A 16338-nucleotide genomic window follows, 5' to 3' on the forward strand; every position below is an offset into this window, starting at 1 on the left:
CCAGCCGATCAAATATTCTCCAAATCAATCCCGCGCGTTTTAGGACCGTAAATCCCCACCGACAGCATCACCATCAACATACTCAGCACGATAAAAGCAATCACACCCTCACTGCCAGCGTACTGCAAAATCAGGCCAATCAGAATGCTGCTGAACACCGTCGACAGACGGCTGAACGAATAACAAAAACCCACCGCACGGGCGCGGATATGCGTCGGGAAAATCTCGGTCTGATAAGCGTGATAACTAAAGGTCAGCCACGCGTTGCTGTAGGTAATCAGGAAACCGCAGATAATCATCAGCACCGGGCTGGTAATAAAGGCAAACAGCGTGCCGAACACCACCGTCATCAGCGAGGACAGAACGATCTGCCATTTGTTCTCGATCTTATCGGCGTAGCGGCTGCAAATCAGCGAACCCAGTGGGTAGGCGAGGGTGATAAAAAACGCATACAGCAGGCTGTGCGTCACCGTCGCGCCTTTACCGGAGAGCAGCGCAGGCAGCCAGTTACCAAAGCCGAAGAAACCAATCGCCTGGAAGAAGTTCATCACCACCAGCATCAGGGTGCGTTTGCGGTATGCTGGCGCCCAGATCTCGCTGAAACGTCCTTTCTTCGGCAGCTGCGCCGCCGCATCATCATTGGAGAAGTCTTCACCCGGCGCGATGCCGCAGCGTTTTTCCATCTCGCTCAGCACGCGATGCGCTTCCTGATGACGTCCCTGCTGCGCCAGCCAGCGCGCCGATTCCGGCAGGTTCTTACGAATAACCCAGATCACCAGCGAGCAGATCGCACCGGCAATCACCACCCAGCGCCAGCCTTCCAGGCCGAGAATGGTTTGCGGCACCAGCCACCAGGACATCAGCGCCACCGCAGGCACCGACAGAAACTGAATAAAGAATGAGAAGGCAAACGCACGGCTGCGCAGCTGCGTCGGCACCCATTCGGAGAGGTAGGTGTCGATGGTCACCAGCTCAATGCCCAGACCAATGCCCACCAGGAAGCGGCACAGGATAATCGTCTCGGCGCTTTGCTGGAATGCCATCAGCAGCGAAAACGCGCCGTACCAGGCCAGCGCGCACATAAAGGTCAGACGACGGCCAAAACGGTCCGCATAGGGGGCCAGCAGGCTGGCGCCAACAAACAGGCCAAGAAAGGTGGCGGAGGCAAACGCCGCCTGATCGGCGATGCCGAACACGCCTGCGCTGCCGGTATGAAACACGCCTGATGCCAGTAGCCCGGAGCTGATATAGCCGGTTTCAAACAGATCGTAGAGTTCAAAGAAACCGCCCAGCGCCAGCAGCGCGATAAAACGCCACAGGCCAGCGGAAGAGGGAAGCGCGTCAATGCGTCCGGCTAAGGTGCGGCGATCCGCAGCGATAATATAGGTAGCCATCCCTGTCGTGCAGGCTGTTGTCATTTTTGTATGAACCTCGGTATGACGGTGTTTGCAAAACTCGCGAACGGCGGAGATTAGTTTTAAAAATAATTAACCGTTAGCAAGCGAAGGAATAGCAGAATAATAAAATCGACGCGGATTGCCGAGAGGCGAGGCGGTGAGATTTTAGCAACGTACGTTGCAGATTCGCGTAAGTGTGATCGCCGTCCCTGGCGATGCCTTAGTGCAGGCGGGGATAGACCCCCGGACCGATCGGCAAACCGAGCGCGTACCAGGCAAGCAGCAGCACAATCCAGGTGATAAAGAACACCACCGGATAGGGGAAGATCAATACATAATAGCTGCCAAGTTGCGCATCTTTCTGATAGCGCTGTAGGAAGCCGAGGAACAGCGGCAGGAAGGGCGACATCGGCGCCAGCGGCAGAACTGCGGAGTCGGCAATACGGAAGATCATCTGGGCAAAGGCGGGATGAAAGCCGAGCAGCATAAACATCGGCACAAACACCGGCGCGAGAATGGACCAGATGGCGGAACCGCTGGCGATAAACATACACAGGAACGCCGAGAGGAACATCAGGCCGAGAAACGCCGGCGCGCCGCTGATGCCCGCGCTTTCCAGCATGTCGGTCAGGCCAATCGCCATAAACTTGCCCATGTTGCTCCAGTTGAAGAAGGCAACAAACTGCGACAGCGGAAACACCATCACAATAAAGCCCGCCATACTCTTCATCGGATCGACCAGCAGCTGCGGGATGTCATCCGGGCGGCGAATCTGCCGGGTGACGGCGCCATAGGCAATCGCCACCACAAAAAAGAACAGGATGATGATCGGCACAATGCCCTGAATAAACGGTGACGGGATGATGCCGCCGGTTTTCGGGTTGCGCAGCGGCGCATGTTCCGGCACCACCAGCAGTGCCACCAGCGCGATAAATACCAGCGCGGCGATACCGGCGACGCGCAGGCCACGGTTTTCCAGCGCGGTCAGCGGCGGCAGTCGATCGTGATTGCCACCGTTCCAGACCGGCAGACGCGGTTCGATAAATTTATCGGTCAGCAGCGCACCGGCAATGGTCAGCACAAGCACCGAACTCGCCATAAAGAACCAGTTATCAATCACGCTGACGTGCACCGTGTCGCTCACCGCTTTGGCCGCCTCGGTGCTGATACCGGACAGCAGCACATCGGTGGTGACGATCAGCAGGTTGGCGGTAAAACCGGATGCCACCCCGGCAATCGCCGCCATTAAGCCCGCCACCGGATGACGCCCTACGGCGAGAAAGATCAGCGCCCCGAGCGGCGGCATCACCACCAGCGCGGCATCGGAGGAGATATGGCTGAAGAAGGCGATAAACAGCACCATATAGCTGGCGTAGCGACGGCTGACGCGTGACGCCATCTTCACCATCAGCGATTGCAGCAGGCCGACTTTTTCCGCCAGACCGGCACCAATCACCAGCGCCAGAATCGATCCCAGCGGGGTAAAGCTGCTGAAATTTTTGATGATGTTGGGCAGGATCCACTGCAATCCGGCGACGCTCATCAGATTATTGACCCGTACCAGCTCGCCGCTGGCGGGGTTTTTTACCGCCACATCAAAGCTGCTCAGAACCGCAGTGGCGACCATCAACACCACAATCAAATAGACGAAAAGTAAAAAAGGGTTCGGCACTTTATTTCCGACCCGCTCAATCCAGCTAAACAGCTTCCCTGGGCTGCGGTTCTCCGTGGTGACTTCCATCGGCATTTCCTCGTGTTGTCATGTTGTATTTGCGTATATGTTTTATTTTTTTATGGGGTGCTACGTCCCGCGCCTGCGTGGGCGCGGGTTGGTTATCAGGATGCCAGCTTCGAGGGTTGCACGCCGGGCGGGATCGGGCATTGATACGGCTGCTCGCTGCGCACGCGGGTGAACTCCGCGCGACAGCGCGCCAGCGCCTCATCGTCGTTCAGCAGGGCAAGCGCGGTGGCGGCCAGCACCTTCGCCGCCAGACACATGCCTTTATGCGCGATGGCGGTGCGGCCCTGCGCCACCAGTTGCCAGGTGTGCAGCGGCGTGCCAAAGGCAAAACACGGCGTGAAGCACTGCGCGGTCGGCGTTACCCAGCTGACATCGCCGACGTCGGTGGAGCCGTACAGCAGCTCGCGCGTTACCGCATACGGAGCAACCTCGTCCATCAGCACCTTGTCGCCCAGCGCCTCGGTCCAGGCCATCCCGGCGTCACCGCCGGTACGGGCCGCGTTGAGCCGCGCATTGCGCAGATCATCTTTGCTCAGCGTGGCGCGGATCTGCGTGGCGAACGCGCGCTCCTCGTCGCTGTAATCCGGTAAGCCAAACTGATGCAAATAACGCTCCATCACCGCCTCCAGCGCGCGGTTCGGCACGTAGTTGGAGCAGGCTTTGTCGAAGCGCACCGTCATTTGCGTGTCGGTCATCAGCGCTGCGCCGGTGGCGATATTGATCACCCGCTGATAAATATCCTGCGCCTGGTCGAGCTGCGGCGCGCGGATCAGGTACAGCACCTCGGCATCGGCCTGCACCACATTCGGTGACACGCCGCCGGTGTTGGTCACCGCGTAGTGGAGTCGCGCCTCCTGCACGATATGCTCGCGCAGGAAGTTGGCGCCGGTGTTCATCAGCGTCACCGCATCGAGCGCGCTGCGTCCCAGATGCGGTGAATTGGCGGCGTGCGCGGCCACCCCTTTGAAGTGAAATGACGCCTGGATATTGGCGAGGGTGCTGAGATTGAACATGCCGCTGAAACCTTCCGGGTGCCAGGTCACCGCCGCATCAACATCGTCAAACAACCCTTCGCGCACCATAAAAGTTTTGCCCGACCCGCCTTCCTCGCCGGGGCAGCCGTAAAAACGCAGCGTGCCGCGCTGCCCGTGCTGCGCCCACCAGGCTTTGATGGCAAAGGCAGCGGCAAGCCCTGCGGTGCCGAGCAGGTTGTGGCCGCAACCGTGGCCGTTGCCATTGGCGACCAGCGGCTGTGGCTCGGCGCAGGCGGCACGCTGGCTCAGTCCGGCTAAGGCATCAAATTCACCGAGGATGGCGATCACCGGTTTGCCGCTGCCGATGCTGGCGATAAACGCGGTGCTGATACCGCCGACGCCGCGCTCAACGGCGAATCCCTCCTGCTCCAGCGCATCGGCCAGCAACGCAGACGATTGCGTCTCTTCGAAACGGGTTTCGGGCACATCCCAGATGGCGTCGCTGATGGCGCTGAAACGCGCCTGATGCTGGTCAATATAGTGGTCGATAAAGTCGCTATGGCTCATCGCTGGCCTCCAAACTGCGCCTGATTGAGCGCCAGGGTTGCGAGGGTCTGAACTGCCGTGGCCATAATGGTTTCATCGAAATCGAACTTCGCATTGTGATGGCCCGCGGCCAGCTCGCAGCCGAAAATCACGTAGGAAGCCTGGCCGCCATGCTGCTGCACGCGCTCCAGCATATAGGTGGCGTCTTCGGAACCGGCGGCCTGCTTTTTGGTGTCCACCACCGAGTTGAACAGCCCGAGCGCCTCGGCCTGCTGGTGAATAAAGGCCACCCACGGCTGGCTGGGGGTACAGCTGCGCGCACCGCCCATCAGCTTCACCTCCTGTTCCACGCCGTACATCGCCGCCGCACCGGCGACCACGCGCAGCGCCTGCTGATAAATATCGTCGTTCACCTGGTTGCTGACGCCGCGCGTTTCCACCTTCATCAGCGCAGTGTCGGCGACCACGTTGCGGCCGGTGCCGGCCTGGAGCACGCCAACGTTTACGCGCGCCACGCCACCGCTGTGCTGCGGCAGGTTGTGCAGCGCCAGCGTGGCCTGCGCCGCCGCCAGCAGGGCATTGCGTCCCTCTTCCGGGCGACCGCCCGCATGGGCGCCCACGCCGGTGAACTGCACATCAAGTTTGGTGGTGGCAAGGAAGCTGTCGCTGCCGCAGACGATTTCGCCCGCCGGTACGCCGGTGCCGAGATGGATAGCGGTGAACAGATCGACATCATCCACCACGCCCGCAGCGACCATGGCTTTGGCACCCCGCACGCCCTCTTCGGCAGGCTGGAAAATCAGTTTGATGGTGCCGCTCAGCTGATCTTTCATCGCCATCAACACCGTGGCGAGGCCGAGGCCAATAGTGGTGTGGCCGTCGTGACCACAGGCGTGCATCATGCCTGGGTTGCAGGAGGCGAAACCTTCACGCTGCGGCAGGTGATCCGCCGCGCTGCTCTCCACCAGATCGAGCGCATCCATATCGACGCGAAAACCCATCACCGGGCCGGGGCGACCGGTCTCCAGCGTGGCGACAACCGCGCAGAAACCGCCGGAGAAGTGGCTGATCCACTGCGGCAGCGCCCCCTGCGCCAGCGCCCGCGCTTCCTGCGCCGCCAGCACCGCCGCAGACGGCAGTCCCATGCGCGCATCGGCGTCCACCACGTCACGACCCAGCTTCAGTTGATAACCAAGACGATGCAGCGCTTCGGCAACAAGGGTGGCGGTGCGAAACTCCAGCCAGCCCGATTCGGCAAATTGGTGCAGGTCGCGCCGCCAGGTTTGCATCTGCGGCACCAGCGCGCTGACATGATCGGAAAGGGTTTTCATCGGCATATCCTTAGTGTTGGTTTTTTATGCATTGCCTCGAATCTACACAATGGCATTGGTGCGCATAAGATGCGAATATCTTGTGCCTGATAAACAATGGTTATCACCGGATGCCTATGCCCGCTAATTTAAAACTTCATCAGCTGCGCGCGTTTGTCGATGTTGCCCGTCAGGGCAGCATTCGTGCGGCCAGTCGCCTGTCAGGCGTTTCGCAGCCTGCACTGACCAAAGCGATTCAGGAACTGGAGCTGGCGCTCGGGGCGCGATTGTTTGAGCGACGGCATCAGGGCGTTACGCTCACCGACATTGGTGATAACTTTTTTCGTCATGCCAGTCTGGTGCTGGAGGAGCTGCGCGTGGCGCAGGAAGATATTCAGCAGCGGCTCGGGCTGGCGGGGGGACGGGTGAATATTGGCGTCGGCGGCAGCATTGCGCGCACCGTTATGCCGCAGGTGATCAATCATTTTCACCGCGAGTATCCGCTGGTGAAGGTACGCATTGTCGAAGGCCAGCTGGTGGCGATGGTGCATGAGCTGCGCCAGGGCGCGCTGGATTTCACCATTAATACCTACGATCAAAACCATCTCGATCAGGAGCTGACCTACGAGCGGCTGATGGAGCGGGATTATCAGGTGGTGGTGCGCAAAGGACATCCGATGGCCCATGCGCGATCGCTGGCGGAGCTGCAACAGTGTGACTGGACCATGCCGACGCCGCAGGGCAGCTACTATCGGCTGCTGCACGATCTGTTTGGCGAGCGCGGCATGGCGCCGAAAATCGTCGTCACCTGCGAGACCTTTATGGCCTGTACCAGCCTGGTGGCGAAAAGCGATTTTGTCAGCATTATCTCGCGCGATGTGATTGAAGATCCGACCCATGGCGGCCAGCTGGTGGCGCTGGAACTGGATGATCCGCTGCCGAAGGCGACCTTTTATCTGATTCAGCGTAAAGACACTGCGCTGACGCCGATGAGCGCCTATATGGCCCAGCTGTTCCGGCGCTATTGTCAACAAAGGTAAGAGTGCGGCCCGGCTCGCGTCCTGTATTGCTGCCGCGAACTACACTTTGCATCGGGATTTCCTTTATGGAGAACAGACCATGCAAATTACCCCTTATCTGTTTTATGACGGCCGCTGCGAAGAGGCCATCGCGTTCTATTTGCAGGCTACCGACGGCGAACTGTTGTTTAAAATGACCTTTGGCGATATGCCGGAGACCGAGTCCCTTGAGGGATGTCCGTCGGGCATGACCTTTCCGCCGGAACATATCATGCACGCGCATATGCGTATCGGGCAGGGCGAGATCATGCTGAGTGACGGTAATCGTGAGGCGCGCTACAGCGGTTTTGCGGTCAGCCTGTCGACCCCGGATGAGACCCAGGGCAAACGCTGGTTTGATGCGTTGTCAGCGGGGGGCCAGATAACAAAAAACTGGGAGCCGACGTTCTGGGCGAACGGTTTTGGTATGTTTACCGATAAGTTTGGTGTGCCGTGGATGGTGAATGCGTATAAGCCGCGGATTTAATTCGGCATCAATGATTCGGTGCGCGCATTAACCAGGTCGGCATAAATGCCGACCCTACAGGTGTAGGGAGCGCATTTATGCGCTCCTGGCCGCAGGCCGCACGTTACAGAGGGCGGCCTTTGACTGGCTTAGAAGTTATATCCCACCACCAGGTAATAACCCCAGCCGGTTGATTTCACTTCGAACGGACCGTTGCCGAAGTTCAGCTCTTGTCCATCCGCCCACTGACCGCCGTTGTGGAACCAACGCGCTACGGTGGAAACGTGCCAGTGATCGTAGTTCAGCGACAAGATGTGGCTGGAAGCGATCGAGTTGCTGGTACGGGACGGACCGGTTTCATCACGCAGATCGGAACCCCAGTCGAAGTTGGTGAAGCCGATGTAGCTCAGCTTACCGCCCCACAGGTCAGTAATCGGCACAAAGTATTTCACCTTAAAGCGGTAGCCATCCCAGCTGTTTTCGTTCGCCGCACCGTAGTTCTGCCACTGGTATTTGGCGTACACGTTCAGCGACAGGCCGACATCGCTATGGGTGTCGATATCGGTACCCAGACCCATATACCAGGTGTTCTGACGCTGCGACGCATTGCGGCCCATGTCGTAGATGTAGTTGTTGGCGAAGTACCACTCTTTAAACGGACCAAATGCCAGGCTGGTGCCGGTCAGTTTATCAATGGAGAAACGCGGCTCAATTTCCATAAACATCGGCGAACCGTGGTCGAAAATGCCGTTGGCGTTGCTGTTGCCCATGCCAAAAAAGTTGGTCAGGTCGAGGTAGCCGTAAAAATCAAACCAGTCCTTTTTCGCAAAGGCTTCGTATTCCAGATAGACGTCGTTATTAAACTGTGGCCCGAAACGGGTATGGTAACTTCCCACCACGTTGACACTCTGGTGCCACCAGTCAGAGACATATTGCGGGCTGCTGTCTGCCGCCTGGCTTGCGCCGGTCCAGCTGCTGGCCAATAAGGCCCCTGCTATCAATGCTTTATATTTCATTATCCGTAACCACATGCTCGTGATCGCTGCGTGAACGCGCGATCGTTGTCAGTCGATCCCAGGGGATGGGCAGTGAATTGTTTAACCCGGTCTGATCCGCCGGTTTTTAAAGCCCGCGTAGCGTGCCTGTAACAGGGCGATAGGAAATAGATTTTGGTCACGTTTGTCAAAAAGTGTTGCAATAGTATTCATTTATAATGTGATGTTGATCACATAAATGACAGGGGCGAACGGAACCCCGCAACCGTTTACGTTGTCGCGAAGATTAAGCGAGGGGATGACGGGGTAATCAGGTCGGGATGAATCCCGACCCTACCGGCGTAGGGTGCGCATTTATGCGCACCAGGGCGAAAATTAAGGAAGGGTAACGCGCACCTGCAAACCGCAGATCTTGCCCTGTGGGCTCAGGCAGTTAGAGAGTGCCACCTGCATACGGTGTTTTTGTGCCACGCTGCGTACAATCGACAGGCCCAGGCCGCTGCCCTGCGCCTGCACACCCGGCGAACGGGTAAAGCGGTCAAAAGCACGATCGATAAAGGATTCCGGCATACCCGGCCCGTTATCGACAATATCCACCACGGTATGATTGCCGACGCGATGCAGCAGCACATCCACCAGGCTGCCCTCCGGCGTGTGCAGCATGGCATTGCCGATCAGGTTGTCGAACAGGCTGCGCAGATCGGAACGGCTGGCCTGGATACGATAATGGGTGCCGCCGTTAAAGCCGATATCGATACCGCGCTTATCCGCCACCACCATCAGCTGTTCGATGCTTTCTTTCAGCAGCTCGTCCAGCTCAATATTTTCTACCGTCACCACCACCGACTGGTCTTCCTGACGCGAGATATTCAGCAGCTGTGTGACCAGATGGCGCGTGCGCGTGACGCCCGCTTCCAGCTGGTCGAACTGGCGGCTGGCTTCACCCGGCTGGATATGCTGGCGCAGGTTTTCCAGCTGTAGCGTCACCGCCGTCACCGGGGTGCGCAGCTCATGGGCCGCATCTTCGAGGAACTGACGCTGCGATGACCAGGCGGCGCGCAGCTTATCCAGCAGCGAGTTGTAGGCGGCGACCAGCGGCAGGATCTCATCCGGCAGGCCATCCGGCGGCACGCTGTCAGGATGCATCGTCTCCTGCGCTGCAATCTGGCGCGACGCCACGCGCAAATCACGCGTAATGGCCCGCACCACCAGCCAGATCACCAGCAGCGACAGCGGCATCATTAAAATCAGCGGGATAATGGCCGACAGCGCGCGTTTAACCATCACGCTTTTCATATAGCCGATGTTGTAGAGCACCTGAATCGAGGCGATATCGCTGCCCGGCTCGCCGGGGCGTTTGAAGACCCGCCAGTCACAATCTTCGCAGTCGCCAATTTTTACGTCATTCCAGCCTTTCTTGCTTTGCAACGGCGCCCGCAGCTCCGGCCAGGAGCTGGCGCGCAGCTGATCGTTAGCATCCCACAGCTGCACGACGTAGGCGCTTTTGAGTTTGTCGGCGTTGAGCATCAGCGGCATCAGCGCTGGAATGCGTTTGCTGCTGGCCCAGGCGTCGGCAATTTTCGCCAGTTGATCATCTTTCATGTTACCAATCATGTCGCCGTAACAACTGTAGAAATACGACGTTACGCCGCCGATCATCGCTAAATGCATCAGCAATAACGTGGTAAGCAGTTTATTACGCAGCGAACGCATAAAAGTGAAGGGTTTCATATTGCAGGGACTCGCCAGCCAAGGCCGCGTACGTTGCGAATTACCTCATTATCCAGCTTGCGACGCATACCGTGAATCAGGACATCCACGGCATTGCTGGTAACTTCTTCGCCCCAGCCGTAGATGCGGTTTTCCAGTTGTTCGCGCGATAAAATCGCGCCAGGACGCTCCAGCAGCGCATAGAGCAGGGCGTATTCACGCGCGGTGAGCTGCTCGCGTTGCCCTTTATAAAGGACTTCACGCGTCATCATATCGAGCTGCACATCGCCGCTGCCTAACAGGGAATCCGCCGCACCGTGACGGCGTCGGGTAATTGCTCGCATTCGCGCCAGTACCTCTTGTAAATCAAAGGGTTTCAGCAGGTAATCGTCGGCACCGCTGTCGAGACCCTGGATGCGCTGCGCTACGGTATCGCGCGCGGTAAGCACCAGCACCGGCGTCATATCGCCACGGGTACGCGCGCGGCGCAGCACATGGATGCCATCTTCACGCGGTAAACCCAAATCCAGCAATACGCAGCTGTAACCGCCTTCTGCCCAGGCATTGGTGGCAAAAACGCCATCCCGCACCCAGTCCACCGACCAGCCTGCCGCTTCCAGCGCCTGCTGCAGGTTGGCGCCAATCATTTCATCATCTTCTACCAGCAGCACACGCATGATGCTCTCCCCAGAGTCAATGTAAATAAGTGTAGCGCCGGAGAATTAGCGCAGAATTACACCCGTTTTCCCCTTTGCTAATTCTGCGCTAATTTTCCGCTAATTAAGGGATAAATTTACCGCGCTACAGTGGCTGTACTGGACACCACGTCGAATCAGGAGGAGCCATGAATCAGCGCGAATTTATCCGTAGTTTGCTGGGCTGGATAGAAGACAACTTAGGACACGATCTGCATCTGGATGAAGTAGCACGCCGTTCGGGATATTCCCGCTGGCACCTGCAACGTCTGTTTCGTCAGCACACCGGATTTTCACTGGCCGAGTACATTCGCCAGCGCCGGTTGACGGAATCGGCGCTGACGCTACTCAATAGTGATGAGGCGATCCTGCAGGTGGCGATGAGCTACGGCTTCGACACGCAGCAGGCTTACACCCGCACCTTCAAAAACTACTTCCGCGTGACACCGGGCCAGCTGCGTCGTCAACGCCGCGTCGAACCGGACCGTCTGCTGTTTCCACTGGCGGTGGCCAGTTGAGTCGCTAACCTGATTTCCCGTTGTTAAGTCGTCGCGGGAAATCGGGTGCTATTCCTTCCCAATCCTTTTAAGCTGCTGTTCTCCCTTACTCTGCCGGTTATGGACAATGGACAACAGCGACAATCTCACCGCCATGATGCTGTTTGCGCGCGTGGTTGAACGGCAAAGTTTCAGCGAAGCCGCGCGGACGCTTGGGGTATCAAAATCCTATGTCAGTCGTGAAATCGCCCGGCTGGAAGTACGGCTCGGCATCAAATTATTGCAGCGCACCACGCGCAAGGTGGCCCTGACCGAACTCGGCCAGGCGTACTATCCATTCTGCACCCGTTTACTGGACGAGATGCATCGCGCCGATGCCTTTGTGCAGCAGGTTCACCAGCTGCCAACCGGCAATGTGCGTTTGCAGGCACCGGTGACCTTTGGTTGCCAGTGCGTAGTGCCGACCCTCAATCGCTTTATCCGCCGTCATATCCATATCAACGTCGATCTCGAACTGACCGACCGCATCAATGAAGACCCGCAAAGCAGCGCCGATGTGGCGATTGTCATCCGTCCGCGCGCGCCGGAAGTGGCTAACTATCGCGAGCTGAACACCATCGACTGGGGGTTATATGCGGCGCCGGATTATCTGGCGTCACACCCGGCGATCGATCATCCCGAACGCCTTACGCGTCATGATTTGCTGCTGTTTCACGGCCCGGCCCATACCGCCGCGCTGCCGTTTCGCCGCGATAAACAGCGGCTGGCGCTGGATGTGCGCAGCCGTTTCCGCGCCAATAACAGCATGGCGCTGCTGAATGCGGCGCTGGCGGGCACCGGAATCGCTTACTTACCGGCGTATATGACGCAGGAGTCGCTGGCGCGCGGCGAAATTATCCAGGTACTGCCGGAGTGGCAAATGGATCGCCTGCACAGCTATCTGTTGCTGAAAACCCAGCCGGAACCCTCGTCGCCGGTCACGCTGTTGTGCGATGCCTTAATCACTGCCTTAGGGGAAAGCTGATTGTTGCTTTCTGGCAACAATGACAGGCTGCGTGGCAAATATCCGCGCCGATCTGTTATCGATGCTGAGCCGCTGTTAGCCTGAGAGTCAGTTCAAAACAGGGATATCATCATGCAGCAACCTCCAACGGCGTTAGCGCCTGAGCAGCAACACTGGAAGCGCAATCTGTTCGTCTGCGTACTCGGCTCCTTCAGCACCATCGTGGCAATGACGCTGCTGCTGCCGTTTCTGCCGTTGTATGTACAGCAGCTTGGCGTGCAGGAACCGGCGGCGATTGCGCGCTGGTCAGGCGCGGCCTATGGCGCGACCTTCCTCAGCGCCGCGCTGACTGCGCCGCTGTGGGGCAAGCTGGCGGATCGCTACGGGCGCAAACTGATGCTGATCCGCGCCAGTCTGGGCATGGCGATCGCGATGTCGTTGATTGGGATGGCGACCGCGCCCTGGCAACTGGTGGCGCTGCGTCTGCTGGCGGGTTTGCTGGGCGGTTATGCCTCTGGCTCCACCATCCTGGTGGCGGCGCAAACGCCGAAAGAGCAGACCGGCTGGGCGCTGGGCGTGCTGTCGTCCGGCATTATGGCGGGCAACGTGGTCGGCCCATTGCTGGGCGGGGTGCTGCCGCCGTTGATTGGTATTCGCCACACCTTCTGGCTGACCGGCGCGGTGATTTTCCTCGCTTTCCTCGCCACCACCTTTCTGTTGAAAGAAGCGCCACGTCAGCCGGGGAAAAAGACCGTGCAAAGCCACGGGGATGACAAGCCGGTTAATCTGCCGGTGGTACGTCTGATGTGGCTGTCGGGGATGCTGCTGATTTTCGCCAATATGTCGATTGAACCAATTATCACCCTGTATATCGGGCAGTTTGTCAGCGGCAATCATGCGATTACCGTCACCGCCGGGCTGGTGATGGCAGCGGCGGCGCTGGGCAGCATTTTGTCGGCGCCGCGTCTCGGGCGGCTGGCGGATCGCATCGGTCATGGCCGGGTGCTGGTGTACGGTTTGGGGGTTTGTGCGCTGCTGCTGATTCCTCAGGCGTTTATTACCGCAGCCTGGCAACTGGTGGTACTGCGTTTCCTGATGGGCATGGCATTGGGTGGGTTGATGCCGTGCGTCACGGCGTTGATTCGTCACAATGTGCCGCAGTCGCAGGTGGGGAAAATGCTGGGCTATTCGACCTCGGCGCAATATGTCGGCCAGGTCTCCGGTCCGCTGTTCGGTGGCTTTATCGGCGGCGCCTTTGGTATGCGTCCGGTGTTCCTGGCAACCTGCGTGGTGATGGCGCTGTGCGCGTTGATAAATGCGCGGGTGTTACGTAAGCCGTGAGGTGTGCATGACTGCGCACCCTATGATCCACCATCCATAAAAAAGGCGGGCTTCGCAGCCCGCCTTTCTCATCACTTCAAACCGGAAACTTACTTCTCATCCGGCAGTGCGTAGGCAATCACATAATCACCCAGCTTGGTGCCGAACGAACCGTGACCACCTGCGGCGATAACAACGTACTGCTTGCCATCCACTTCATAGGTCATCGGGGTCGCCTGGCCGCCCGCTGGCAGACGTGCCTGCCACAGCATTTCACCGGTGTTGGTGCTGAAGGCACGCAGGTAGTTATCTGCGGTCGCACCGATGAAGAACACGTTACCGGCCGTGGTGATCGGACCGCCGAGCATCGGCATACCCATCTTGAACGGTACTGGCACCGGCGCGCTGTCGCGAACCGTACCAATGCGTTTTTTCCACACGGTTTCGTTAGTTTTCAGGTCAACGGCTGAGACATAGCCCCACGCCGGCTGTTTACACGGCAGACCAAACGGTGACAGGAACGGATTCAGCTCCACGCCATAAGGTACGCCGTACTGCGGCTGTACGCCGGTTTCGGTACCCGAACCATCTTCCTTGCCTTTCGGCGGCTCGATCGGGTTCTCTGCACTGCGCGGAATCAGTTTGGAGACGAACGGCAGCGCCATCGGGTTAGCGATCGCGATCTGGCGATGCGGATCAACAGCGATACCGCCCCATTCGAACATACCGAGGTTGCCCGGGAACACCAGCGTACCCTGCTCAGACGGCGGGGTGAACGGACCATCATAGCGCAGACGCTTGAAGATCACGCGGCACACCAGCTGGTCGTACATGGTCGCGCCCCACATATCCTTATCCGTCAGATTCTGCTTCGGACGGAAGGTCAGTTCTGAGTAAGGCTGTGTCGGGGAAACATGGTCACCTTTCGCGGCACCCTGCGGTACCGGGGTTTCCGGTGCCGGGACAACTGGCTTACCGGTGCGGCGATCCAGTACAAAGATGTTACCGGTTTTCGCCGGGGCATAGATCACCGGAACGGTGTTGCCATCTTTGTCGGTGATATCGGCCAGCGTCGGCTGTGACGGCAGGTCCATATCCCACAGATCGTGATGCACGGTCTGATACGACCACACCAGCTTACCGGTGGTGGCGTTCAGCGCCAGGACGCTGCTGGCATAACGTTCCTGATCCGGCGTACGGTTGCCGCCCCAGATATCCGGGGTAGACACGCCCATCGGCAGGTAAACGGTATCCAGTTTCGGATCGTAAACCGCAGGCGCCCAGGAGTTCGGTGAGTTCATGGTGAAGCTGTGTTCATCGTCCGGAATCGCGTTAGGATCTTTCGCGCCCGGATCAAACACCCACTGCAATTTACCGGTGTTAACGTCGAAGCCACGGATGGCGCCAGACGGCTCACGGGTTGAGTAGTTATCGGTCACTGCACCGGCAACCACGATAGTGGTATCGGTGATGATCGGCGGTGAGGTCGGCTCATACTGGCCTGGGGTGGTCACCGGCTGTTTGTGTTGCAGATCCAGCTCACCGTTGTTGCCGAATGACGGGCAACGCTCGCCGGTCGCGGCATCCAGCGCGAACAGACGACCATCGTTTACCGGCAGGTAAATACGGCGTGAGCACAGCGCTGGCTGGGTGGCAGACGCATCAGCGGCAGCAGGCACTTCATGGTAAGACACGCCACGGCAGGTAACGTGCTGGAAGGTCGGATTCGGCTTCAGGCCTGGATCAAATTTCCACTTCTGCTTACCGGTCTTCGCATCCAGCGCAAACAGGATCTGGTGCGGTGAGCACAGGTAGATCATGTCGCCGATTTTAATCGGGGTCACTTCATCGGTGATTTCACCCGGATCGTTCGGGGTCTTCAGGTCGCCAGTCTGGAACTGCCAGGCTACCTGCAGATTCTTCACGTTGTCCGCGTTAATTTGCTTGAGCGGTGAGAAGCGGGTGCCTTGCTGGTCACGCGCATATGCCGGCCAGTCGCCATCCGCAATATTGCTCAGCGGCTGTGCCTGCGGGGCATTGGCCGCCGCGTCCGGCAGGGTGCCATTCAGCTCCTGCGGATCGTGGAATACCGCCCACGCCAGCACCAGTGCGCTGGCAATCAGGGCAACGCCCATGGCAGCGAGTGCACCTTTTCCGGCTCTGTTGAGGCTGCGATAAACAAACGGCAGCACCAGCCAGATACCAAAAATTACCAGTACGTCGGTACGCGGTGCCAGCGCCCAGAAGTCGAAACCGACTTCCCACACGCCCCACACCAGCGTGGCCAGCAGCAGCAGGGCATACAACACCAATGCTGAACCGCTACGACGCCACAGCAGAATAGCGGTGATTAACATAACCACACCGCCAATTACGTAGTACCAGGAACCTCCAATGGTGGCTAACCAAATGCCACCAACCAGCATAAACGCCCCTGTCAGCAGTGCAAACAGCACCGTCAGGAAACGAATTACGCCAAAAGATGAGGAAGCTTTCCCCATAATATAGACCTCTTTTTTCGCCATAAGACTAAAGGAAACAACGGATTGCGTGGTTTCCCGATATAAGGTACGAGGTGATTAAAATATCCGCTACAGAACTCTTCCGTTAAGTCTGATGATCCCTT

At 58.4% G+C, this 16338-nt stretch carries 13 protein-coding genes; 5 read left to right on the forward strand and 8 right to left on the reverse strand.

What is annotated here, in order from left to right; all coding sequences use genetic code 11:
* Positions 1 to 8: 8 nt before the first annotated feature.
* From AC6I8V_RS01855 to AC6I8V_RS01870, 4 genes are all read right to left on the reverse strand, one after another.
* Positions 9 to 1418: an MFS transporter gene (locus AC6I8V_RS01855; RefSeq protein WP_497844248.1), complete on the reverse strand. Its 1410-nt coding sequence runs from the start codon at positions 1416 to 1418 to the stop codon at positions 9 to 11.
* Between the two features lie 199 nt (positions 1419 to 1617).
* Positions 1618 to 3138 (reverse strand): p-aminobenzoyl-glutamate transporter, encoded by a 1521-nt coding sequence (gene abgT, locus AC6I8V_RS01860; RefSeq protein ID WP_497844249.1) that lies wholly within the window; start codon positions 3136 to 3138, stop codon positions 1618 to 1620.
* Between the two features lie 95 nt (positions 3139 to 3233).
* Positions 3234 to 4679: a M20 family metallopeptidase gene (locus AC6I8V_RS01865; protein ID WP_497844250.1), complete on the reverse strand. Its 1446-nt coding sequence runs from the start codon at positions 4677 to 4679 to the stop codon at positions 3234 to 3236.
* Positions 4676 to 5989 carry an amidohydrolase gene (locus tag AC6I8V_RS01870; protein ID WP_497844251.1) on the reverse strand — a complete coding sequence of 438 codons (1314 nt, stop codon included), beginning with the start codon at positions 5987 to 5989 and terminating at the stop codon, positions 4676 to 4678. The genes AC6I8V_RS01865 and AC6I8V_RS01870 overlap by 4 nt, the downstream gene beginning before the upstream one ends.
* Positions 5990 to 6105: 116 nt before the next feature.
* On the opposite strand from AC6I8V_RS01870, the gene AC6I8V_RS01875 reads away from it, so the two are divergent.
* On the forward strand, positions 6106 to 7008 hold the full coding sequence (locus tag AC6I8V_RS01875) for a LysR family transcriptional regulator (protein WP_497844252.1): 903 nt from the start codon (positions 6106 to 6108) through the stop codon (positions 7006 to 7008).
* A 79-nt stretch (positions 7009 to 7087) separates the two neighbouring features.
* Positions 7088 to 7513, forward strand: a complete 426-nt coding sequence (gene yjdN, locus AC6I8V_RS01880; protein ID WP_497844253.1) for a VOC family metalloprotein YjdN — start codon at positions 7088 to 7090, stop codon at positions 7511 to 7513.
* 128 nt (positions 7514 to 7641) lie between these two features.
* Here yjdN and AC6I8V_RS01885 read toward each other — a convergent pair whose 3' ends face one another.
* The 3 genes from AC6I8V_RS01885 to AC6I8V_RS01895 form a co-directional block, all read right to left on the reverse strand.
* On the reverse strand, positions 7642 to 8508 hold the full coding sequence (locus AC6I8V_RS01885) for a nucleoside-specific channel-forming protein Tsx (RefSeq protein ID WP_497844254.1): 867 nt from the start codon (positions 8506 to 8508) through the stop codon (positions 7642 to 7644).
* Between the two features lie 354 nt (positions 8509 to 8862).
* Positions 8863 to 10218, reverse strand: a complete 1356-nt coding sequence (locus AC6I8V_RS01890) for a sensor histidine kinase (RefSeq protein ID WP_497844255.1) — start codon at positions 10216 to 10218, stop codon at positions 8863 to 8865.
* Positions 10215 to 10874, reverse strand: a complete 660-nt coding sequence (locus AC6I8V_RS01895; RefSeq protein WP_497844256.1) for a response regulator — start codon at positions 10872 to 10874, stop codon at positions 10215 to 10217. Before AC6I8V_RS01895 ends, AC6I8V_RS01890 begins: the two co-directional genes overlap by 4 nt.
* Before the next feature lie 167 nt (positions 10875 to 11041).
* On the opposite strand from AC6I8V_RS01895, the gene AC6I8V_RS01900 reads away from it, so the two are divergent.
* The 3 genes from AC6I8V_RS01900 to AC6I8V_RS01910 all read left to right on the forward strand — a co-directional run bounded on the left by AC6I8V_RS01900 (position 11042) and on the right by AC6I8V_RS01910 (position 13733).
* Positions 11042 to 11410 (forward strand): helix-turn-helix domain-containing protein, encoded by a 369-nt coding sequence (locus AC6I8V_RS01900; RefSeq protein ID WP_497844257.1) that lies wholly within the window; start codon positions 11042 to 11044, stop codon positions 11408 to 11410.
* A gap of 106 nt (positions 11411 to 11516) precedes the next feature.
* Positions 11517 to 12413: a LysR family transcriptional regulator gene (locus tag AC6I8V_RS01905; protein ID WP_497844258.1), complete on the forward strand. Its 897-nt coding sequence runs from the start codon at positions 11517 to 11519 to the stop codon at positions 12411 to 12413.
* Positions 12414 to 12524: 111 nt separating this feature from the next.
* On the forward strand, positions 12525 to 13733 hold the full coding sequence (locus AC6I8V_RS01910) for an MFS transporter (protein ID WP_497844259.1): 1209 nt from the start codon (positions 12525 to 12527) through the stop codon (positions 13731 to 13733).
* Between the two features lie 89 nt (positions 13734 to 13822).
* Here AC6I8V_RS01910 and AC6I8V_RS01915 read toward each other — a convergent pair whose 3' ends face one another.
* Positions 13823 to 16213, reverse strand: coding sequence for a glucose/quinate/shikimate family membrane-bound PQQ-dependent dehydrogenase (locus AC6I8V_RS01915; protein WP_497844260.1), 2391 nt, complete (start codon positions 16211 to 16213; stop codon positions 13823 to 13825).
* Between the last annotated feature and the right edge of the window lie 125 nt (positions 16214 to 16338).

Source organism: Pantoea sp. X-Soil-TKNS-1207, from assembly GCF_059730485.1.